Genomic DNA, 20,633 nt, shown 5'->3' with positions numbered 1-20,633 from the left:
GACAACAACCCCCAACGTCAACACAAGCAAACAACACTTCGCGTTTGGCTCTGTTCGGCGGTTGACCGCAACGAGTACCGGGAACGGTCCGGATACGGCGCGTGCACTGCGTGTGCACTGGTTTAACAGCTCCGTAACGGGACTTGACATGCTGTGTGGCTGGGACCACATTGTGCGCAACTTTGTTGGAGTTCTGTTCGGTTCGCACGAGCGAGTGTCACCTGTAGGAGCGATGATGGTTCAGTACGCGTCGGGTTCCACTCCCCTGCCGCACTTCGGCAGGCGCACCATGCTGCGCGTCATGCTGGCCGGTGCGGGTGTCGCCGCCACCGGTGGCCTCGCGGCCTGCGGCGGCGGCTCGGGCTCCGGTGCGGACTCGAAGGTCGTGACGTTCGGCAACAACCTCAGCGACCAGGTGCCGAAGGACGCGATCACCGCGGCGCTGAAGGCGTTCGAGGCGAGCTCGGGCGGCCTGTCGGTCACGATCAACACCAAGCAGCACGAGCAGTACCAGGAGCAGATCAACAACTACCTGCAGGGCAAGCCGGACGACGTGCTCGCGTGGTTCGCCGGCTACCGGATGCGGTTCTTCGCCGACCAGGGCCTGACCGGCGACCTCAGCGACCTGTGGGGCAAGGTCGGCGGCAACTACTCCGACGCGCTCAAGCAGGCCTCCACCGGCACCGACGGCAAGCAGTACTTCGTGCCGTTCACCCAGTACGCGTGGGGCATGTTCTACCGCAAGAGCCTGTGGCAGGAGCGCGGCTACGAGGTGCCCAAGACGCTCGACGAGCTCGTGGCGCTGTCCACGAGGATGAAGGCGGACGGCCTGATCCCGATCGCCTTCGCGCAGAAGCAGGGCTGGCCGGGCATGGGCACGTTCGACCAGCTCAACTTCCGCATCAACGGCTACCAGTTCCACGTCGACCTGCTGGCCGGCAAGGAGGACTGGCAGGACAAGCGGGTCAAGGACGTCTTCGACACCTGGAAGCGGCTGCTGCCGTTCCACCAGGAGAACGCGCTCGGCCGCGAGTGGCAGGAAGCCGCGCAGACGTTGCAGCAGAAGAAGTCCGGCATGTACCTGCTGGGCGCGTTCGTGGGCCAGCAGTTCCCCGACGCCGACAAGGCCGACCTCGACTTCTTCCCGTTCCCGGAGATCAACCCCGCGCACGGCACCGACACGGTCGAGGCGCCGATCGACGGCTACCTGATGGCGAAGAAGCCGGCCAACTCCGAGGGCGCGCTCAAGCTCCTGGAGTACCTGTCCTCCGCCGAGCCGCAGCTCGCCTACCTCAAGGCCGACCCGACCGCGGTCGCGACCAACCAGAAGGCGGACCAGGCGAGCTACAGCCCGCTGCAGAAGAAGGTGGCGGACACCATCAAGAACGCCAAGCACATCACGCAGTTCCTCGACCGCGACACCGACCCCGGCTTCGCGAGCGAGGCGGCGACCAACGGGCTGATCGCGTTCATCAAGGACCCGAACAGCGTCGACTCCGTGCTCAAGGGCATGGCCGACCAGGCGAAGAACATCTTCAAGTGACCGCGGTCCAGGAGAAGCCGAAGGCGGTGGTCCCCAGCGGGCCGCCGCCTCGCCGGCGTGGGAAGCGCGCCACCGCGCTGGCGGGCACGGACAAGCTGGTGCTGGCGCTCATGCTCGGCATCCCCACGCTCGTGCACCTCATGTTCGTGTGGGTCCCGGCATTGGGCTCGGTCGCGCTGTCGTTCAGCAAGTGGAACGGCATCGGCGGCTTCGAGGACATCGAGTGGATCGGTGTCGGGAACTACGCCGAGATCTTCACCGAGTACCCGCGGTTCTGGCCCGCGGTGCAGCACAACCTGGTGTGGCTGGCGTTCCTGCTGGTCGTCCCGACCTGCGCCGGTCTGCTGCTGGCCGTGCTGCTCGACCGCGAGCTGCGGTTCAGCCGGGTCTACCAGAGCGCGCTGTACATGCCGATGGTGCTGTCGCTCGCGCTGGTCGGCTTCATCTGGCAGCTGATCTACACGCCCGACGGCGGCCTGCTCAACTCGCTGCTGGGGCTCGGGGACAACCCGGTCGACTTCATCGGCGACTCGGACATCAACCTGTACGCGGTGCTCGTCGCGGCGGCGTGGCGGCACACCGGCTACATCATGCTGCTGTACCTGGCGGGCCTGAAGGCGGTGGACCCGGCGCTCAAGGAGGCCGCGGCACTGGACGGCGCGTCGGCGGCGCAGACGTTCTTCCGCGTCACCTTCCCGGTGATGAAGCCGGTCAACATCGTGGTGGCCGTCGTGACGGTGATCGAGGCGCTGCGCGCGTTCGACATCGTCTACGTCATCAACAAGGGCCGCAACGGACTGGAGCTGCTGTCGGTGCTGGTGACCGACAACATCATCGGCGAGGCCTCCCGCATCGGCCGCGGCTCCGCGGTCGCGGTGATCCTGTTGACGATCTCGCTCGGCGTCATCATCCCGTACCTGTACCAGGTGTTCAGCAAGGAGAACCGGACGTGACGGCCACGCTGGAACGGCCCTCGGTGCCGGCCGTGAAGAAGCACCCGGTGACCCCCGCGCGGGTCGCACTGCACGTGTTCCTGGTCCTCACCTGCCTGGCGACCCTGGCGCCGCTGCTGTGGGCGGTCTACGCCTCGCTGCGCACCTACGACGACACGTCGGTCAACGGCTACTTCTCCATCGCGAAGTCGCTGACGCTCGACAACTTCGCCAAGGCGTGGGAGGTCGGCGACCTGCCGCACTTCTACTGGAACACGTTCCTGATCACCGTCCCGGCGCTGGTCGTCACGCTGGTGCTCAGCTCGATGGTCGCGTTCGGCGTGTCCCGGTTCAGCTTCAAGTTCAACATCGCGCTGCTGATGATCTTCACGGCGGGCAACCTGCTGCCGCAGCAGGTGATCGTGACGCCGCTGTGGCGGCTGTACCGGCTGATCGAGCTGCCGGCGTGGCTGTCGGAGAGCGAGTCGCTGATCGACTCCCCGCTCGGCGTGATCCTGATCCACATCGCGTTCCAGATGGGCTTCTGCACGTTCGTGCTGTCGAACTACATGAAGACCATCCCGTACGAGCTGACCGAGGCCGCCCGCGTGGACGGCGCATCGGTGTTCCGGCAGTACTGGCAGCTCACCCTGCCGCTGTGCCGTCCGGTGCTCGCCGCGCTCGCGACGCTGGAGTTCACCTGGATCTACAACGACTTCCTGTGGGCGTTGGTGCTGATCCAGGACGGCGACAAGATGCCGGTCACCTCGGCGCTGCAGAACCTCAAGGGCACGTTCTTCACCGACAACAACCTCGTCGCAGCCGGCTCGCTGCTCGTGGCACTGCCCACGCTGGTGGTGTTCTTCGTGCTGCAACGGCAGTTCGTCGGCGGCCTCACGCTGGGGTCGACGAAGGGCTGACCGGGCAACGCGCAACGCCCCCGGGCCATCGGCTCGGGGGCGTTGTCGTGTGCGGACTACTTGCCGCCGGTCTGCGGGTTGTGGTCCGAGATGGTGCCCCACCGGCTGACCGGGATCACGATCACCCGCGCCTTGCCCACGACGTTGTCGATCGGGATCGCACCGTCGGCGGGCGTCGGGTCGCCGTGCTTGCGCGAGTCGGACGAGTTGTTGCGGTTGTCGCCCATCACCCACAGCTTGCCCGCGGGAACGGTGACCTTCTCGAACGTCTCCTGCTGCTTCGGGCCGGGACCGAAGTTGATGTACGGCTCGTCCAGCGGCTTGCCGTCGACGAGGACGCGGCCCTTGTCGTCACAGCACTCGACGGTCTGCCCGCCGACGGCGATGACGCGCTTGATGAAGTCGGTGCCGCTGGGCTCGGAGAGGTTCACCATCGAGCCGAGGTCCTGCAGCGTGCCCTGCACGAAACCGGGGGGCTGCTTGCCGCCGGTCCAGTTCGGCGGGCCGCGGAAGACGATCACGTCACCGGGCTGGGGGTCGCGGAACAGGTAGGTGATCTTCTCGACCAGCACCTTGTCGTTCACGCAGCCCGTGCAGCCGTGCAGCGTCGTCTCCATCGAGGCCGACGGGATGACGAACACGCGCGCGATGAACGTCTGGATGACGACGGTCAGCAGCAGCGCCACGCCGAAGATGACCAGCAGCTCTTTCCAGAACGGCTGCTTCTTCTTCGGCTTCTTCTTCGAGAACCCCGGCGTCGAGTCGTCGTCGGGTGAGGACGACGACGACTGCGCGGAGGACCGGGACGCGGACGTGGAGAAGCGCGACGTGGGCTCGGCAGGACCGTCCCCGGCCGGCGGGGTCGTCTCCCAGGTCGACGAAGAATCGTCGTTCACGCGATGACTCACACCCCCACCTTACGGACGTCCGGGTAGGCGCAACGTGAACAGGGCACCGCCCTCGGGCGCCCTGCCCGCGGTGGCCGTGCCGCCGTGCCGTTGCGCGACCTGCTTCACGATGGCGAGCCCCAGCCCGGAACCCGGCAGCGTGCGCGCCTCCGACGAACGGTAGAACCGCTCGAAAACGTGAGGTAGATCGGCATCCGCGATGCCGGGGCCCGCGTCCGCCACCTCCACCGCGGCACTGCCGTCGCCGAGCTGGCGGAGCTCCAGCCGCACCGCCGAGCCCGAGGGGCTGAACTTCACCGCGTTGTCGAGGAGGTTCAGCACCGCGCGTTCGAGCGCACTCGAATCACCCAGAAGTGTCCACGGTTGCAGCCGCACGTCGAAGGTGACGGCACCGGAGGCACGGCGGCGGGCGCGGTCCAGCGCCCGTTCCACGACCTCCACGAGGTCGACGGGCTCGTGCACGACCTGAGGTGCGTCCTCACGGGCCAGTTCGACCAGGTCACCGATGAGCGTGGTGAGCTCGTCGAGCTGAGCGCGCACATCGGACTGGATCTCCCGCTTGTCCTCTTCGGACAACGTGGGTGAATCCGGGCGTTCCGACGCGAGCAGCAGCTCCAGGTTGGTGCGCATCGACGTCAGCGGGGTGCGCAGCTCGTGGCCCGCGTCGGCGACCAGGCGGCGTTGCCGTTCCTGCGACTCCGCGACCGCGCCGAGCATGGCGTTGAAGCTGTGCGTCAACCGGGCCAGCTCGTCGTCGCCGGAGACCGGGATCGGCGTGAGGTCACCGGTGTTCGCGACGCGTTCGGTGGCCTCGGTCAGCCGTTGCACCGGCCGCAGACCGGTGCGTGCCACGGCCGTGCCCGCGATGGCAGCGAGCAGCACGCCGGCACCGCCGATCAGCAGCAGCACGATGCTGAGCTTCGCGAGCGTGGCGCGCTGTGGCTCCAGCGACTGCGCGATCACGATCGCCGAGCCGTTGCGGTAGCCGACGGCGATCGCCCGCGTGTCCGTCTTGTAGTCGGTCCACAGGAAGTCGCTGCGCAGGCCCTGCGCGACCTCGCGCGCCTGCGGTGCGTTCGGCGGCTCCTGCGAGTTCTCCGGGTAGCGCAACGTGCCGGTCGAGCCGGACAACAGGCCCATCCGCACGTCACCGGCCGCGAGGAACGCCGCCGGGTACGTCGTCACCTGGGCGTCGTTGATCGCCACGCCGTTGACGACGGCCACGGCGCGTTCGCGCAGGCTCTCGTCCAGGGCGTCGTAGACGTTCTTGCGCACGATCATGTACGCGCCGAACGACACCAGTGCGACCGCGCCGGCGACGCAGAAGGCCGCCAGCCAGGTGACCCGAGCCCGCAGCGACGCCCGTTGCAGCCGTCCCTGGGGTTCGGCGATCACGGAGGCGTCTCCCGCAGGACGTAGCCCACCCCGCGCACCGTGTGGATCAACCGGGGCTCGCCCTCCGCCTCCGTCTTGCGGCGCAGGTAGCCCACGTAGACCTCCAGCGCGTTGCCCGAGGTCGGGAAGTCGTATCCCCACACGTCCTCCAGGATGCGGCCGCGGGTGAGCACCTGGCGCGGGTGCGCCAGCAGGAGCTCGAGCAGCGCGAACTCGGTGCGGGTCAGGCTGATCGGCCGCTCGCCGCGGCGCACGTCCCGCGTGGACGGGTCGAGCTCCAGGTCGGCGAACCTCAGCACGGCGGCGGAGCCGGACGCGGCCTCGGTGTCGTGGGTGGCCCGCCGCAGCAGCGCCCGCAGCCGGGCGAGCAGCTCCTCCAGCGCGAACGGCTTGGGCAGGTAGTCGTCGGCACCGGCGTCCAGACCGGACACCCGGTCGCTCACCGCGTCCCGCGCCGTGAGCACGAGGATGGGCAGGTCGTCACCGGTGCTGCGCAGCCTGCGGCACACCTCGAGCCCGTCGAGGCGCGGCATCATCACGTCGAGCACCATCGCGTCCGGCCTGGCGGCGGTCACCGACTCCAGTGCCTGCATGCCGTCACCGGCGGTCTCGACCTGGTAGCCGTTGAACTGCAGCGAGCGCCGGAGCGACTCCCGGACCGCCCGATCGTCATCGACAACGAGGATGCGCATGTGGGTCAGTCTTGCCGAGGGAACTGAGAGGCGCCTGAGAAGGTCCTCAACAGCGGGTGTGAGTTCGGCGTTAGCCGCCGCTCAGCCGTCCAGGCCCCGCGCGACGGGGGCGTTCCACTTCCGCCACAGCGCCACCAGCCGCACGGTGATGATCAGCACCGCACCGGCCAGCGCGACCAGGCCCTTCGGCAGCCGCGCCCACTCGCCGACCGCCACGACCACCGCTCCGGCCAGCGCGGCGACGGCGTAGATCTCCCGCCGCAGCACCAACGGGATCTCCCGCAGCAGCAAGTCGCGCAACGCGCCACCGCCGATGCCGGTGGTCATGCCGACCAGGCACGCCGCGTACGGGGGTGCGCCGAGGGTGAGCGCGGTCGTCGTGCCGGAGGTGACGAACAGCCCCAGGCCGACGGCGTCGAGCACCAGCACCGAGCGCCGCAGCTTCGCCACCTGCGGGCTGAACCAGAAGACGAGCACCCCGGTCACGCCGGCGACCAGCAGGTACGGCCAGGTCCGCAGGCTCGTGGGCGGGTGCACGCCGAGCAGGACGTCGCGCACGATGCCGCCGCCCAGCGCCGTGGTGAGCGCCAGGATCACGACGCCGAACACGTCGAGCCTGGCCCGCACGGCGGCGAGCGCGCCGGAGGCGGCGAAGACGGCGATCCCGATCAGCTCGAGTGCGGTGAGCAGCACGGACGAGAAGGGTACGTGGTCACCGGGGTGGCGCCTCCCTGCGGTAACCGGCCTCCAGCCGCCCTCCCGCAGCGGCCAGCACGCGTTCGACGCACTGCGCGAACCACTTCGGGTCACCGCCGCGCGCCAGCGCCCGGTAGGCGTCCACGAGCTCGCCCTCGCCCGCGTCGCGCAGCCGGCGCAGCAGCCACTTGCCGTGGCCGAGCCACCGGTTGCGCACCACCAGCGCCAGCTCGCCCGCGCCGGTCAGCAGCTTCGCCGCGACGAACAGCAGCTCGTCGTCGTCCCGCGCGGAGACGAGGTCCTCCAGCATGTCGGTGACGGCGTAGCGGCGGTCCTCCAGCTCGGTCACGGTCGGCGGCGGCGGGCCCGCGTCGAGCAGGAGTCGCGCCTCGGCCCGCAGCCGCGCGCCGGTGCCGTCCGCGTCGAGCATCATCAGCCCCTCCGCGCACATGTACAGCAGCGGCGGGCGGCGTTCCTTCGTGTCGCGGGCGACGAAGTCCAGGAAGGACTCGACGGTGTGGCAGAACAGCTCGACCGGCCAGCCGCGGTGCACGAACGTCTCCCGGTACGCGCCGCGCAGCCCGTCGATGATCACGACGAGGTCGAGGTCGGAGTTCGGTGTGTAGTCACCGGCGGCGGCACTGCCACCGAGGAACGCGGCCCGTGCGAGCGCGAAGTGCTCGTCGAGCAGGTCCCGCGCGGCGGCCACCGGTTCCCGGTCCCGGCACAGCGGGTGCCCGTTCGGGTACCACTGCGCACGCCTGATCTCCCCAGACATGCCGCCATTGTCACCCGATGGGGGCGGTCGGGCGACGAGTGACATGCGGGACGGCCGGTAACGGCGCCGTCAGAAGAAGTCGGCCAGCCGCGGCACGCCCGCCGAGCCGACGAGCCGGTCCAGCGCCACCGCGTCCGCCGGGTCGCCTTCGAGCAGCCCGGCCCGCCGCAGCGCGTGCGTGTTCTGCAGGCCGGAGAACCACGGTCCCAGCGCGCGGGCGTGCACCCGCACCGCGCCCGACCCGCCCGGTTCGACCCGCACCACGCCGTCCGAGGCGACGATCCGGCACGGTCCGGCGTGCCACGGCGCCCGCGGGTCGACGACCTCCAGGTCCACGGCCAGGTCCGCGGCCGGGTCGCCGGTGCACGACCAGCCCCGTGCGGCGACGGCGGCGGGCAGGTCGACGACCCGCAGCATCCAGGTCGAGGTCAGCACCGAGTGGCGCACCGGGGTCGCGCCGAGCAGGTCGATCGTCGCCGGGTCCACGATCCGCAGGTCGACGGCCTCCAGCGTGCCCGCCCACGACTTCAGCGACGCGAGCAGCGTCAGCTGGGCGTCGAGGTCGGCGCCGACGAGGTCGAACACCTTGAGCCGGCCCATGCCGTCGCCGGGTTCGCGCTTGGCGGTGAGGTAGCCGCGCAGCCCGTCCGGTCCCGGCAGCACGGTGACGACGTCCAGCTCCAGCACCTCGGCCGGGTCGATCCGGGGTGGCCGCCGGTCGGCGAGGCCGTCGACGGTCCGCGCCACCTCCAGGTAGCACTCGTGGATCGCCGCCAGGTCGCTCTCCCGCGCGGGCCGCGCCGGGACCCGCTCGGCAGGACCGGGGATCGAGAGCACCCGGTCCATCGGCAGCTCGACCCACTCGAAGCGCCCCGCGCGTTCCCAGCCGAAGCCCCGGTAGAGCGCGGGCACGGTCGGGTACAGCGCGGAGACGACCTGACCCTGCTCCCGCATGACGCCCAGCGCCGCGTCGAGCAGCGCGCCCGCGACGCCCCTGCCGCGGAACGACCCGTCCACGGCGACACCGCCGATCCCGCCCATGGGGACCGCGGCGCCGCCGTAGAACTGGGCGTACGCGCCGATGCCGAGGACGCCGGCGACCTGGCCGCCGACCTCGGCGACCAGGCCGTGCGTGCCGGGGCGCACCAGCCGTTCCGGCCGCTCGGTCGAGTTGAACGCGACCCTCCGCAGCCGGAACACCGCGTCCAGGTCGTCCTCGCCGTACTCACGGATGTGCACGGGCACCTCTCTACCAGGTGAAGAAGCCCTGGCCGGTCTTGCGCCCCAGCTCACCGGCCGCCACCTTGTCGCGCAGCAGCCGCGGCGGCGCGAAGCGCGGTCCGAGCTGGGCCGCGAGGTGGTCGGCGATGGCCAGCCGCACGTCGAGCCCGACCAGGTCGGTGAGCTCCAGCGGGCCCATCGGCCAGCGGTAGCCGAGCTTCATGCCGGTGTCGATGTCGGCCGCGGAGGCGACCCCCTCCTCCAGCATCCTGATGGCCTCCAGGCCGACCGCGACGCCGAGCCGGGACGTCGCGAAGCCGGGCGAGTCCCTGACCTCGATGACGGTCTTGCCCAGCTGTTCGGCCCAGGTCCGCACCTTGGCGACGGTGGCGGGGTCGACGCCGTCGTGGTGGACGAGCTCGACGAGCTGCTGCACCGGGACGGGGTTGAAGAAGTGCATGCCCAGCACGCGTTCGCCGGGCAGTCCCGCGGCGATCTCGGCGATCGACAGCGACGAGGTGTTGGACGCGAGCACCGCGTCCGGGCACCGCCGGGCGGCGTTGCCGAGGACCTGCTGCTTGAGCGGCACGTTCTCCGGCACGGCCTCGACGACCAGCTCGGCGTCCGCGGGCAGCTCACCGGTGCTCAGGTTCGCGAACACCGCGTCGGCGTCCGCGAGCTTGCCCTTCTCCTGCGCCTTGTCGAGCGACCGCTTGACGGTGCGCGCGCCCTGTTCGGCCCGCTCGGCGTCCGCCTCGGCCAGCGTGACCTCGTGGCCGCCCGCGAGCAGCACGTGGGCGATGCCGGCGCCCATCGTGCCGCCGCCGATGACGACGGCCTTCACCGTTCGACCACCTCGGCGCTGAACATCGCCACGAGCTCCATGCCGCCGATCTCGGCGAGGTTGGCGCCCGACGAGGCCCACTCCGGCGTCTGCACGGCGGCCCTCATCGACTCGGCGGACTCGAAGTACATCTCGGCGACCAGGTGCGGCTCGGTGTCGCCCAGGAATCCGGCGAAGAACACCTGCTGCACCCTCGCGACCTCGGCCCGCACCAATCCGGGCACGGAGGCGACGATCGGCAGGTGCGACTCGAAGTACCTCTGGTCGAAGCCCTCGGGGTCGGCGGGCCTCTTGTACAGCGCGATGTACTTGATCATGTGACGGCTTCCTCCTCGACTCGCCGAGCACTGTAACGCCGACGGCACCCGCGGGCGCAGGGCACGATGGGGAGGTGCGGATCATCCTGCTGCGCCACGGCCAGAGCCTCGGCAACGTCGACGAGCTCGCCTACTGCCGCATCCCCGACCACGCCCTGCCGCTGACCGAGACCGGTGAGGAGCAGGCCCGCGCGGCCGGCCCGGTGATCAGGGCGCTGGCCGGCGACGAGCCGGTCGCGGCCTACGTGTCGCCGTACCGCAGGACGAGGCGGACGTTCGAGCTGCTGGGCCTCGACACCGAGCGGGTCGTCACCGAGCCGCGGGTGCGCGAGCAGGACTGGGGCAACCTCCAGGACCCGGTGCAGCAGGAGGTGCTCAAGCACCAGCGGCACGCGTTCGGGCACTTCTTCTTCCGGTTGCCCAACGGCGAGTCCGGCGCGGACGTGGACGACCGCGTGGCGGCGTTCCTCGACGGCCTCACGGTGCGGATGCACGAGGACGAGGAGCACCCGAAGACCGTGCTGGTCGTGTCGCACGGGCTGACGATCAGGTTGCTGTGCCGCAGGTTCTTCGACTGGAGCATCGACCTGTTCGAGTCTCTGTCCAACCCGGACACGTGCGAGCACCGCGTGCTCGACCACGACGGGACGCGGTGGAGGCTGGATCGCCCGTTCGTCCAGTGGCGCGACTCACCGGACGGGACGACCCAGCTGGCCCACTAGAGGAGTCCGCGCTTGTAGGCGGCGACGAGACGGCGTGGGACGAGGAGTTCCTTGCCGTCCAACGTCTTCACGCGCACCAGGTCCGGTGCGGTGGCCTTCCACTGCGAACGGCGGTGGCGGGTGTTGGAACGCGAGGTCTTGCGCTTGGGAACGGCCATCAGCGCTCACGCTTCCCGTAGCGGCGGTTGAACTTCTCGACCCGGCCCGCGGTGTCGACGAGCCGTTGCGTGCCCGTCCAGAACGGGTGCGAGTCGGCGGTGATGTCGACGGTGAGCAACGGGTAGGTGTTGCCGTCCTCCCACTCGACCGTCCGGTTCGAGGTGGCGGTCGAGCGGGTCAGGAACGTCCTTCCGGTGGACGCGTCCTGGAAGACCACCGGGTGGTAGTCGGGGTGGATGCCGGGCTTCATGTCTGCAACTTCCTGATCGAGTCCACGAAGGACAGTTCGTCGTCGGTGAGCAGTGCGTCGGCGAACGCCGCGGTGATGCCGTCCGGCTCGCCCACGGTGATCGCCACGATCTGGGTGGTCCTGCCCTCGCGCGGCCCGCCGGTGCCGACGTGCAGGCCACCGCCCGCGGACTCCAGGTGCAGCGCGATGTCCGGTTCGTCGGCGACCCACAGCCGGCCGCGCGAGCGCACGACCGTGCCGTCGAGCAACGCGTCCAGCGCGTCGTCGAGCCGCTTCGGGTGGAACGGGCGGTCGGCGGTGAAGACCGCCGTGGAGACGCCGCACTCGGGGACGAGCGGGATCATCCGCGGCCTGGTGCCGCGCCTGACCTCCACGGTGTCGGGCGTGCAGCGGTGCGCGCCGGGAGCCAGCCGGTCGAGCACGGCGAGGGTGCGGTCGTCGGCGTCGCCCTTCAGCACCAGCACGTCGGCGGCCTCGGCCTGCGCGACCACGACCTGGGCGACCGTGCGCTGGTCGCTGACCACCGAGGCGTCACCCAGCGCGTCGTCCAGCCAGGTCGCCGCGTCCAGCACGGTGATCACGCACTCGACGTCCACGTCGAGGTCGCGGCGCACGACGTCCGGTTCCAGCAACGGGTCCAGGTGCAGCACGACCGTGTGACCTCGGAGTGCTTCGAGCAGCGCCTTCAGGTCGTCGCGCACGGTGCAGGACACGCAGCCGTGCAGCAGGTCGACCTCGGTGGCGACGCCGTCGACCCAGCGCCGGACCGCGGTGGGCGTGGCGACGTGCCGCACCAGCACCGATCCGGGCCGGTCGCGCCACACCCGCACGGCCACGTCGTGCTCGACCAGCCCCGCCACCATGACGACAACGGTTTCCATGTGCGCTACCGTAGTTGAAAACGAATGTCGTTTCAATCTGTGTTGTTCCGACCTGGGAGGTACGCAATGCGCTGCCAGCTGACGGGCCGTGAGCCCGGCTTCGGCAACCGCGTCTCGCACTCGCACCGCAAGACGCGGCGGCGATGGAACCCGAACGTCCAGCGCAAGCGGTACTGGGTGCCGTCGCTGAACCGGTTCGTGACGCTGACGCTGTCCACGAAGGCCGTCAAGACCGTCGACAAGCGCGGCATCGAGGCCGTCGTCGCCCAGCTGCGCAAGCAGGGGGTGAAGGTCTGATGGCGAAGGGCAACGACGTCCGGCCGATCATCAAGATGCGGTCGACCGCGGGCACCGGGTTCACCTACGTGACCCGCAAGAACCGCCGCAACGACCCGGACCGGCTGGTGCTGCGCAAGTACGACCCCGTGGCGCGCAAGCACGTCGACTTCAAGGAGGAGCGCTGATGGCGAAGAAGTCCAAGATCGCGGCCGACCGGCGCCGGCGCGAGGTCGTGGCACGCCACGCGTCCCGCCGCGCCGAGCTCAAGGAGATGCTGCGGCACCCCGAGACGCGCGCGGAAGCGTTGCGGGGCCTGCAGAAGCTGCCGCGGGACGCGTCGCCGACCCGGCTGCGCAACCGGGACGTCGTGGACGGACGGCCACGCGCCTACTTCCGCGCGTTCGGGCTGTCGCGGTTGCGGCTGCGGGAGATGGCCCACCGCGGCGAGCTCCCCGGCGTGTCGAAGGCCAGCTGGTGAAGCCGCCGCGGCCTGCGAAGCGCAGGCAGAACCTGCTCGCGAGGGAGGGCGTGGCGGTCGTCGACTGGAAGGACGTCGCGCTGCTGCGCAAGTTCATCTCGGACCGGGGCAAGATCCGGTCGCGCCGGGTGACCGGCCTGACGCCGCAGCAGCAGCGCCAGGTCGCCACCGCGGTCAAAAACGCACGGGAGATGGCTTTGCTGCCGTACCCGTCACAAGGGCGATGACGCGGATCGCCGCGCTGGCCAGGAAGGCCAGCGCGGCGAGCTGCACCAGCAACGCGAGCACCCAGGTCGTGTGTTCGTCGACCGTGAGATCGCCCCGAACACCGACCAGGAAGGTCGCGTACAGACCCCAGCACTGCAACGCGGCCAGCGCGGCACCGAGGACCGTCGTGCGCAGCGACACGACCACCACGACCGCGGCCAGCCCGGCGAGCGCCAGCACCGGCCAGGCACCGGTGAACGCGGTCACACCGACCCCGGCGCCGAAACCCAGGGCGGAGCCATAACCACCTGCCATTCTCGTCATCCGTGGTCCATATCGCGAAGTTGAGATCGGCGCCACCTCTCCGGTGTGAAGTTGGTGCTTTCGTGTGAGGCACGATCACGCGAATGAACCTGTACGAAGCTGTGCACCGCCGCCGCGACACCCGCGCGGAGTTCACCGGTGCGGAGATCCCGCCCGACGTCCTGCGCCGCGTGCTGACCGCCGCCCACGCCGCCCCCAGCGTGGGGCTCTCCCAGCCGTGGGACTTCGTGCTGGTGCGCGACGACTCCGTGCGCCGCGCGTTCCGCGACCACGTGCAGGCCGAGCGCAGCGTGTTCGCCGCCTCGCTGGACGCCGAGCGCGCCGAGACGTTCTCCCGCATCAAGGTCGAGGGCGTCCTGGAGTCCTCGCTGGGCATCGTCGTCACCTACGACCCCGACCGCGGCTCACCCGCGGTGCTCGGTCGGCACGCCATCGCCGACGCCGGGCTGTACTCGGTGTGCCTGGCCATCCAGAACCTGTGGCTCGCCGCCACCGAGGAGGGCCTCGGTGTGGGCTGGGTGAGCTTCTACCGGGAGGATGTGCTGCGCCGGCTGCTGGGCATCCCCACGAGGGTCCGCCCGGTCGCGTGGCTGTGCGTGGGTCCGGTCCGATCACTGCCCGACACGCCTGATCTGGAACGTCACGGTTGGCGCAACCGCCTACCCCTCGATGACGTCCTGCACCACGATCGGTACGGGGCGCGACCGACCCGGTAGCCTGTGCGGGCCGCTCGGCGAGTCGGAACGGAGTCGATGAACGAGTGGAGCAGCGCGATCCGCTGGTAGCGGGCGAGGTACCGCGGCTGGACCGGGAGGTCCGCGCGTTGCTCGACGCTGGCCGCAAGCCGGAGGCCAACAGCCTGTTCGACGAGGTGGTCACCAAGGTGTCCCCCGGAGCAGACCGCTGGGTGCGGTCGGCCGTGCTGGTGAACCGCGCGGTCATGGCGTGGCGCCTCGGCCGCATCCCCCTCGCACTGGAGCTGGCCGCGGAGGGCTGGACCGACCTCGACACCGACCGCGCCGACAGCCCCGCCGTCGCCGAGACCATGGCCGGCCTGGGCTACCTCATGGAGGGCATCGGCAACCGCCGGGCATCGCTCGACATGCTGCGGCTGTCGGTGCAGGTGGCCCGCCGCGCGGGCAACACCGACACCCTGGCGCGCTGCCTGCAGCGCCTCGGCGGCTCGCTGAACTTCCGCGCCTGCTCCGGTCCGCCCGCCGCCGCACCGGCGATCTTCGAGGAGGCCCTCGCCCACCTGGAGGAAGGCCTCGGGCTGGTGAAGGACGAGAAGATCCGCCGTGCCCTGATGGGCGCCTGCGGTCGTTCCCTCGCGGGCGTCGGCCAGCTGGAGAAGGCCGACGAGTTCGGCGAGGAGACGCTGCGCCTGGCGCTCGACGCCGCCGACCTGTGGGGCATCTCGGTCGGCAACTGGGTCCTCGCCGTGGTCCGCCGCGAGAAGGACGTGCTGGACGAGGCCCGCACGTTCGCCGCCCGCGCGGTGGCGAACGCCGAGCGCATCAACGACACCTCGCTGCTGCTGCGCTTCTCCACCGAGCTCGCCGACATCTGCCACGCACTGGGCGACTCCGTCGGGGAGGCCGAGGCGCTGCGCCGGTCGATGACCGCGGCCCGCACCGCCACCGAGACCCTCCAGGAGGGACTCGGCCAGGCGCTCGAACAACGCCGGGTGGCCGTCCAGGCGCAACGCCTGGCGGTGGCCGCCCAGGAAGCCGCGGCCCGCGACCCGTTGACCGGCCTGGCCAACCGGCTGGGCCTGGAACGCGCGGCGCAGGCACTGCTGGAGTCGACCGCGGCCCGCGGCCGGGTTCCGTGGCTGGTGCTGGTGGACGTGGACTGGTTCAAGGGCGTGAACGACGACGCCGGTCACGCCGCGGGCGACGCCGCCCTGCGCGAGATCGCCGCGCTGCTGCGCCGCGAGTGCCGTTCCGACGACCTGGTCGCCCGCTGGGCGGGCGACGAGTTCGTGGTGCTGCTCGGCGACACCGGCCCGAACATGGACGTGGGCCCCACCGTGGCCGAACGCATCCGCGCGGCCGTCGACGGCCACGACTGGACCATGGTGCTCGGCGCGGTCCGCCGCCCGACCGTGAGCATCGGCGTGGCGGCCGGCCCCGCGAAGCTCGACCAGCTGTTCGCGGCAGCGGACATGGCGCTCTACCGGGCCAAGCGGCACGGCCGCAACCGGGTCGAGGTCGAGCCCTCCGCCGACGAGGTGCAGGAGATCGTTTCCGGTGGCTGAGCCGGGCCCCGTGCGGGAGCCCGGCCCAGCCCGTCCTCAGGCGATCAGCCCACCTCGGTAGGCCACCAGGGCGGCCTGCACGCGGTTGACCGCGCCGATCTTGCCGAGCACCGACGACACGTAGCCCTTCACCGTCGCCTCCGACAGGTGCAGCGTGCCACCGATCTCCGCGTTCGACATGCCCTGCCCGATCAGCACGAGCACCTCGCGCTCGCGTTCCGACAGCGACGCCAGCAACCGGCGGGCCGGCTCGGCCATCCGCTCACCGTCGGCGACCGCGGCCAGGACGCGGGCCGCGACACCGGGGTCGAGCACCGCTCCCCCGCGCGCGAGGTCGCGCACGGCCTTCACGAGCTGTTCCGGTTCGGTGTCCTTGAGCAAGAACCCGGAGGCCCCGAGTCTCAACGCCTCCGAGACGTACTCGTCGACGTCGAACGTGGTCAGGATGCACATTCGTGGTGGTTCCGGCAGGGTCCGCAGCCGCCGCAGGGCCGCGAGTCCGTCCGAGGTGCGCATCCGGATGTCGAGCAGGACCACGTGGGGACGGTGCTGGCGCGCCAGGTCGGCCACCAGGTGCCCGTCATCGCATTCGGCGACGACTTCGATGTCCCCGACACTGCTCAGGATCATGCGAAGGCCAGAACGGACGAGGTCCTCGTCGTCGGCCAGCAGAACCTTGATCACGACGCCTCCCGCATTGGCGTTCCGTGCTCCCTCATGAGCCGTGATCTTCGCGTACAACCGCCGAAGGTCACGTTAATTCTCAGTTATCTCATCATGTGGTAACCGTTTTTCGAGATGGCGGGAGGCGTTCACAGTTACCGGAATAGCGCGGTGACTTCGCTGCGTAGGCGCGGCAGCAGGGCATAGAGGGCATCACCTGGACACTGAGTGACCATGAAGTCCCGATGGCCGAAAATCTCACCTGTTGGAATGCCGTACCGGAAACACAGGTGCGCGCAGAAGGCGACCAGTGAATCCCACTGCGCCAGCGGTGGGGAGACGTCCACGTAGAGGCCTTCGTTCTCGATTCCGATGGCGCAGTCGTTCTGACCTGGACAATGCGCGCCGACCACGATGCGGTCGCCGAGCTCGAGGGCGTTGAGGCTGCCGTGCCGCCCCTCCAGGACGAACCCGCCGCGGCTGTTCGAGAAGTGCTGACCTGAGTCGACCCAGCCGTTTTGGTCCATATGAAGGTTCTGAATCCACTGCGCGTGCTCATAGGCCCGGCCTATCGACTGGTTGTCGAGGTTCGGGGAAGTTGAATGGTGAATCACAATGCGTTCCGGCTTTCGGACCACCACCTCGATGCCTTCGCCCGGAGGGCGGGCACCCCAGTCGGCGCAGGAATAGATCTGAACAGGGGCTTGCGCGGTCGCGGGCGTGACGGACAGGGCCGGGACGGCGGCGGTCGCGGTGAGGGATGTCAAGAGCGTGCGTCGGCGGATCATGCTGATCTTCGTCGCATACGTGATCGATACAGCGCATCTGGAAGCAGTTCCAGAAATGCGAAGGTCTTTCGCAATAGGCGTGCCAGAAAGTAATCTGCGCCACATCAGCCCTGCACGGAGAGGAGCTTCGCGGATGCGGAGAGCCAACCCGGTGACGTCCCTGCTGGCCTCCGCCGCCGTCACCGCCTCCCTCGTCATCGTCCCCGGCACACCCGCCCAGGCGGCGCCCGCGCCCACGTTCACCGCCGACGACTACTGCCTGGGCCAGTGCGGCGACGTCCTGCCGCCCGGCAACAACGGCAACGCGACGCTGGCCGAGATCCTCGCCCACAAGGCGTTCGGCACCCGGCCCGCGCACTCCGCCGACCAGCTCGGCAAGTACGACGCCCTCGTCGCCGGCTACGGCGGCCTGTCCAACGCCCAGCTGACCGACTTCTTCAACGACGCGTCGTTCGGCGTGCCCGCCGACCAGGTCGAGAGCACCGTCAAGCCGCGCGCGGACGTGACGATCGTGCGCGACAAGAAGATCGGCATGCCGCACATCACCGGCACCACCCGCTCCGGCACGATGTTCGGCGCCGGCTACGCGGCCGGCCAGGACCGGATGTGGCTGATGGACCTCTTCCGCCACCTCGGCCGCGGCCAGCTCAGCGGCTTCGCGGGCGGCGCGCCGGGCAACCGGGTGCTGGAGCAGTCGTTCTACAACCAGATCCCCTACACCGAGGCGGACCTGCAGAAGCAGATCGACACCGCCGCGGCCAAGGGCGGTGACCGCGGCCGGCAGGCGCTGGCCGACGTCAACGACTACATCGCCGGCATCAACGCCTACCTGACCCAGGCGATCAGCGCGCGGAACTTCCCCGGCGAGTACGTGCTGACCGGCCACGCGGACGCGATCACGAACTGGAACGACATCCAGCCGTTCAAGTCGACCGACATGGTGGCCATCGCCGCGGTCGTCGGCGGCCTGTTCGGCGCGGGCGGCGGCGGTGAGGTGCAGTCGGCGCTGGTGAAGCTGGCCGCGCAGAACCGCTACGGCGCCGCGGTCGGCGAGCAGGTGTGGAAGGCGTTCCGGGCGCAGAACGACCCCGAGGCCGTGCTGACCCTCCACAACGGACAGTCGTTCCCGTACGCGGCCTCCCCTGCGTCCCCCGCGGGCGTGGCACTCCCGGACGCGGGCAGCCTGACCCCGGAGCGGATGATCTACGACGAGGTGGGCGGAACGGGTGCCGCGGTCTCCGTTCCCGCACCGGACGAGCTGAAGAAGGCTTCCGGCATCTTCGCGGACGGCGTGCTGCCGGCGGACCTGCTGAACAAGAAGCACGGCATGTCGAACGCGCTGGCCGTGTCCGGCGCCCACACCGACTCCGGCAACCCGGTCGCCGTGTGGGGCCCGCAGACCGGGTACTTCGCGCCGCAGCTGCTGATGCTGCAGGAGCTCAACGGCCCCGGCATCCGCTCGCGCGGCGTGTCGTTCGCGGGCGTCTCGATGTACGTGCAGCTCGGCCGCGGCGTCGACTACTCGTGGAGCGCGACCTCGGCGGGTCAGGACATCGTCGACACCTACGCCGTGGAACTGTGCAACCCGGACGGTTCCGCGCCCTCCAAGGCGTCCTCGCACTACCTGTACCGCGGCGCGTGCCTGCCGATGGAGCGGCTGGAGCGCAAGAACGCGTGGAAGCCGACCGTCGCGGACGGCACGCCGGCCGGTTCGTACACCCTGGTAATGTGGCGGACCAAGTACGGCCTGGTCGCGAGCCGCGCCACCGTGGGCGGCAAGGTCGTGGCGTACACGACGCTGCGCTCGACCTACCTGCACGAGGTCGACTCGATCATCGGCTTCCAGGAGCTCAACGACCCGACCGCCATCCGGTCGGCGACCGACTTCCAGCGGGCGGCCGACCGGATCGGGTACGCGTTCAACTGGTTCTACGTCGACTCGAAGGACACGGCGTACTTCAACTCGGGCCTGAACCCGGTGCGCAAGTCCACTGTGGACCCCAACCTGCCGGTGTGGGGCCGCCAGGAGTTCGAGTGGCAGGGCTTCGACGGCGACGAGAACACCGCGCAGTACATGCCGTTCGCCGGCCACCCGAACTCGATCAACCAGGACTACTACATCTCGTGGAACAACAAGCAGGCCAAGGACTTCACGTTCGGCGGCTTCGGCCACAGCGCCGTGCACCGCGGTGACCTGCTCGACGGCCGCGTCCGCGCGCTGATCGCCTCCGGCCAGAAGGTCACGCGGGCGGCGCTGACGAAGGCGATGGCCGAGGCCGCGGTGGCCGACCTGCGCGCCGAACAGGTGCTGCCCGAACTGCTGCGCGTCGTCGAGTCCGCACCGGTCGACCCGGCGCTCGCCCCGGTCGTGCAGCAGCTGAAGGACTGGCAGCGCTCCGGTTCGTTGCGCAAGGAGACCGCCAAGGGCAGCAAGACCTACGCCCACGCCGACGCGATCCGCGTGCTGGACGCGTGGTGGCCGCTGCTGGTCGCCGCGCAGTTCCAGCCGTCCCTCGGCACCGACCTGTACACCGCCCTGGTCGGCGCCATCCAGGTGGACGAGGCCCCGTCCGACACCCACGGCGCCGCCCCGCACAAGGGTTCCTCGTTCCAGTACGGCTGGTGGGGCTTCGTCGACAAGGACCTCCGCAAGGTCCTCGGCGACCCGGTCCAGGGCGCGTTCCCGCAGACCTACTGCGGCGGCGGCACCCTGTCCGGCTGCCGGACGGCACTGGTCGACTCCCTGAAGCAGGCCGCGGCCAAGCCCGCCACCCAGGTCTACCCCGGCGACGCCGACTGCGCCGCTGGCAACCAGTGGTGCGCGGACACGATCATCCACCGCGCGATGGGCGGCATCACCCAGGACAAGATCCACTGGCAGAACCGCCCGACCTACCAGCAGGTCGTGCAGTTCCCGTCCCGCCGCGGCCAGAACATCACCAACCTGGCCACCTCCGCGACGGCCACCGCGTCATCGCACGAGACCGGCTGGAACACCCTCCCGCCACAGCACGTGGTCGACGGAAACCCGCAGTCGCGCTGGGCCAGCAATTGGAGCGACGACCAATGGATCCAGGTCGATCTCGGCTCTGTGCAACGGGTCGGTCGCGCTGTGTTGCAGTGGGAATCGGCCTACGCCACCGGCTACCGCATCGAGCTGTCCAGCGACGGGACAAACTGGCGCAACGTTTTCGCGACAAGTAGTGGCGACGGCGGCTCCGATGTCGTAGCGTTTACGCCACAGGACGCGAGACACCTCCGGATGACCGGTACCCACCGGGCCACTCGGTACGGATACTCCCTGTACGAACTTGAGGTCTACAGCTCGTAGGCCTTCGAGATGAGGCCGCCGATCCACCCCCAGGGGTCGGCGGCC

General features: G+C 70.0%; 25 protein-coding genes. 11 read left to right on the top strand and 14 right to left on the bottom strand.

Annotated elements, in window-relative coordinates; genetic code table 11:
• Window positions 1-232: 232 nt before the first annotated feature.
• The 3 genes from ACZ7CH_RS17190 to ACZ7CH_RS17180 are packed head-to-tail and all read left to right on the top strand — an operon-like array spanning window position 233 to window position 3,395.
• Window positions 233-1,543: an ABC transporter substrate-binding protein gene (locus ACZ7CH_RS17190; RefSeq protein ID WP_470374315.1), complete on the top strand. Its 1,311-nt coding sequence runs from the start codon at window positions 233-235 to the stop codon at window positions 1,541-1,543.
• Entirely contained in the window at window positions 1,540-2,496 is a 957-nt protein-coding gene (locus ACZ7CH_RS17185; protein ID WP_360385773.1) for a carbohydrate ABC transporter permease, read from the top strand. Before ACZ7CH_RS17190 ends, ACZ7CH_RS17185 begins: the two co-directional genes overlap by 4 nt.
• The gene (locus ACZ7CH_RS17180; protein WP_470374314.1) at window positions 2,493-3,395 is read left to right on the top strand and encodes a carbohydrate ABC transporter permease; all 903 of its coding nucleotides are present in this window, start codon (window positions 2,493-2,495) and stop codon (window positions 3,393-3,395) included. Before ACZ7CH_RS17185 ends, ACZ7CH_RS17180 begins: the two co-directional genes overlap by 4 nt.
• A gap of 56 nt (window positions 3,396-3,451) precedes the next feature.
• Here ACZ7CH_RS17180 and lepB read toward each other — a convergent pair whose 3' ends face one another.
• From lepB to ACZ7CH_RS17140, 8 genes are all read right to left on the bottom strand, one after another.
• Window positions 3,452-4,303: a signal peptidase I gene (lepB, locus tag ACZ7CH_RS17175; RefSeq protein WP_360385769.1), complete on the bottom strand. Its 852-nt coding sequence runs from the start codon at window positions 4,301-4,303 to the stop codon at window positions 3,452-3,454.
• 9 nt (window positions 4,304-4,312) lie between these two features.
• On the bottom strand, window positions 4,313-5,698 hold the full coding sequence (locus tag ACZ7CH_RS17170) for a sensor histidine kinase (protein ID WP_458429467.1): 1,386 nt from the start codon (window positions 5,696-5,698) through the stop codon (window positions 4,313-4,315).
• Window positions 5,695-6,390 (bottom strand): response regulator transcription factor, encoded by a 696-nt coding sequence (locus ACZ7CH_RS17165; protein WP_360385767.1) that lies wholly within the window; start codon window positions 6,388-6,390, stop codon window positions 5,695-5,697. Before ACZ7CH_RS17165 ends, ACZ7CH_RS17170 begins: the two co-directional genes overlap by 4 nt.
• 81 nt (window positions 6,391-6,471) lie before the next feature.
• On the bottom strand, window positions 6,472-7,083 hold the full coding sequence (locus tag ACZ7CH_RS17160) for a trimeric intracellular cation channel family protein (RefSeq protein ID WP_360385765.1): 612 nt from the start codon (window positions 7,081-7,083) through the stop codon (window positions 6,472-6,474).
• A gap of 19 nt (window positions 7,084-7,102) precedes the next feature.
• Window positions 7,103-7,864, bottom strand: a complete 762-nt coding sequence (locus ACZ7CH_RS17155; protein ID WP_360385763.1) for a nucleotidyltransferase domain-containing protein — start codon at window positions 7,862-7,864, stop codon at window positions 7,103-7,105.
• Window positions 7,865-7,933: 69 nt separating this feature from the next.
• A complete protein-coding gene (locus ACZ7CH_RS17150) occupies window positions 7,934-9,103 on the bottom strand; it encodes a GNAT family N-acetyltransferase (protein ID WP_470374313.1) in 1,170 nt (389 codons plus the stop codon).
• Window positions 9,104-9,113: 10 nt separating this feature from the next.
• Window positions 9,114-9,929, bottom strand: a complete 816-nt coding sequence (locus ACZ7CH_RS17145; RefSeq protein ID WP_470374312.1) for a 3-hydroxyacyl-CoA dehydrogenase family protein — start codon at window positions 9,927-9,929, stop codon at window positions 9,114-9,116.
• Entirely contained in the window at window positions 9,926-10,246 is a 321-nt protein-coding gene (locus ACZ7CH_RS17140; protein WP_458429470.1) for an EthD family reductase, read from the bottom strand. Before ACZ7CH_RS17140 ends, ACZ7CH_RS17145 begins: the two co-directional genes overlap by 4 nt.
• A 74-nt stretch (window positions 10,247-10,320) precedes the next feature.
• Between ACZ7CH_RS17140 and ACZ7CH_RS17135 the strand changes: the two genes are divergently transcribed.
• On the top strand, window positions 10,321-10,968 hold the full coding sequence (locus ACZ7CH_RS17135; protein ID WP_360385755.1) for a histidine phosphatase family protein: 648 nt from the start codon (window positions 10,321-10,323) through the stop codon (window positions 10,966-10,968).
• Here the strand turns inward: ACZ7CH_RS17135 and rpmF are convergent.
• From rpmF to ACZ7CH_RS17120, 3 genes are read right to left on the bottom strand one after another with little or no spacing between them, the layout of a single operon-like run.
• Window positions 10,965-11,126, bottom strand: coding sequence for a 50S ribosomal protein L32 (rpmF, locus tag ACZ7CH_RS17130; protein WP_360385753.1), 162 nt, complete (start codon window positions 11,124-11,126; stop codon window positions 10,965-10,967). The two genes, ACZ7CH_RS17135 and rpmF, sit on opposite strands and share 4 nt — an antisense overlap.
• Window positions 11,126-11,377 carry a type B 50S ribosomal protein L31 gene (locus ACZ7CH_RS17125; protein ID WP_360385751.1) on the bottom strand — a complete coding sequence of 84 codons (252 nt, stop codon included), beginning with the start codon at window positions 11,375-11,377 and terminating at the stop codon, window positions 11,126-11,128. Before ACZ7CH_RS17125 ends, rpmF begins: the two co-directional genes overlap by 1 nt.
• Window positions 11,374-12,258 carry a GTP-binding protein gene (locus ACZ7CH_RS17120; protein ID WP_470374311.1) on the bottom strand — a complete coding sequence of 295 codons (885 nt, stop codon included), beginning with the start codon at window positions 12,256-12,258 and terminating at the stop codon, window positions 11,374-11,376. The genes ACZ7CH_RS17125 and ACZ7CH_RS17120 overlap by 4 nt, the downstream gene beginning before the upstream one ends.
• A gap of 66 nt (window positions 12,259-12,324) precedes the next feature.
• Between ACZ7CH_RS17120 and rpmB the strand changes: the two genes are divergently transcribed.
• Genes rpmB through rpsR form a run of 4 tightly spaced genes read left to right on the top strand, consistent with a single transcriptional unit; the run spans window position 12,325 to window position 13,242 of the window.
• Window positions 12,325-12,555, top strand: a complete 231-nt coding sequence (rpmB, locus tag ACZ7CH_RS17115; protein ID WP_360385748.1) for a 50S ribosomal protein L28 — start codon at window positions 12,325-12,327, stop codon at window positions 12,553-12,555.
• Entirely contained in the window at window positions 12,555-12,722 is a 168-nt protein-coding gene (rpmG, locus tag ACZ7CH_RS17110) for a 50S ribosomal protein L33 (RefSeq protein ID WP_065914914.1), read from the top strand. The genes rpmB and rpmG overlap by 1 nt, the downstream gene beginning before the upstream one ends.
• Window positions 12,722-13,015, top strand: coding sequence for a 30S ribosomal protein S14 (gene rpsN / locus ACZ7CH_RS17105; protein WP_360385745.1), 294 nt, complete (start codon window positions 12,722-12,724; stop codon window positions 13,013-13,015). The genes rpmG and rpsN overlap by 1 nt, the downstream gene beginning before the upstream one ends.
• Window positions 13,009-13,242, top strand: coding sequence for a 30S ribosomal protein S18 (rpsR, locus tag ACZ7CH_RS17100; RefSeq protein WP_360386651.1), 234 nt, complete (start codon window positions 13,009-13,011; stop codon window positions 13,240-13,242). The genes rpsN and rpsR overlap by 7 nt, the downstream gene beginning before the upstream one ends.
• Here the strand turns inward: rpsR and ACZ7CH_RS17095 are convergent.
• Window positions 13,190-13,546 (bottom strand): hypothetical protein, encoded by a 357-nt coding sequence (locus tag ACZ7CH_RS17095; protein WP_360385743.1) that lies wholly within the window; start codon window positions 13,544-13,546, stop codon window positions 13,190-13,192. The genes rpsR and ACZ7CH_RS17095 overlap by 53 nt on opposite strands.
• An 83-nt stretch (window positions 13,547-13,629) precedes the next feature.
• On the opposite strand from ACZ7CH_RS17095, the gene bluB reads away from it, so the two are divergent.
• Both bluB and ACZ7CH_RS17085 read left to right on the top strand, forming a co-directional pair.
• Window positions 13,630-14,262, top strand: a complete 633-nt coding sequence (gene bluB / locus ACZ7CH_RS17090) for a 5,6-dimethylbenzimidazole synthase (RefSeq protein ID WP_360385741.1) — start codon at window positions 13,630-13,632, stop codon at window positions 14,260-14,262.
• Window positions 14,263-14,306: 44 nt separating this feature from the next.
• Entirely contained in the window at window positions 14,307-15,806 is a 1,500-nt protein-coding gene (locus tag ACZ7CH_RS17085; protein ID WP_360385739.1) for a tetratricopeptide repeat-containing diguanylate cyclase, read from the top strand.
• 36 nt (window positions 15,807-15,842) lie between these two features.
• Here ACZ7CH_RS17085 and ACZ7CH_RS17080 read toward each other — a convergent pair whose 3' ends face one another.
• Window positions 15,843-16,490: a response regulator gene (locus ACZ7CH_RS17080; RefSeq protein ID WP_470374310.1), complete on the bottom strand. Its 648-nt coding sequence runs from the start codon at window positions 16,488-16,490 to the stop codon at window positions 15,843-15,845.
• 134 nt (window positions 16,491-16,624) lie between these two features.
• Window positions 16,625-17,257 carry a peptidoglycan recognition protein family protein gene (locus ACZ7CH_RS17075; protein WP_360385737.1) on the bottom strand — a complete coding sequence of 211 codons (633 nt, stop codon included), beginning with the start codon at window positions 17,255-17,257 and terminating at the stop codon, window positions 16,625-16,627.
• A gap of 133 nt (window positions 17,258-17,390) precedes the next feature.
• On the opposite strand from ACZ7CH_RS17075, the gene ACZ7CH_RS17070 reads away from it, so the two are divergent.
• Window positions 17,391-20,588 (top strand): penicillin acylase family protein, encoded by a 3,198-nt coding sequence (locus ACZ7CH_RS17070; RefSeq protein WP_470374309.1) that lies wholly within the window; start codon window positions 17,391-17,393, stop codon window positions 20,586-20,588.
• Window positions 20,589-20,633 lie beyond the last annotated feature (45 nt).

Source organism: Lentzea sp. NPDC037011 (assembly GCF_055607425.1).
This window is presented reverse-complemented; position numbering and strand designations above follow the sequence as displayed.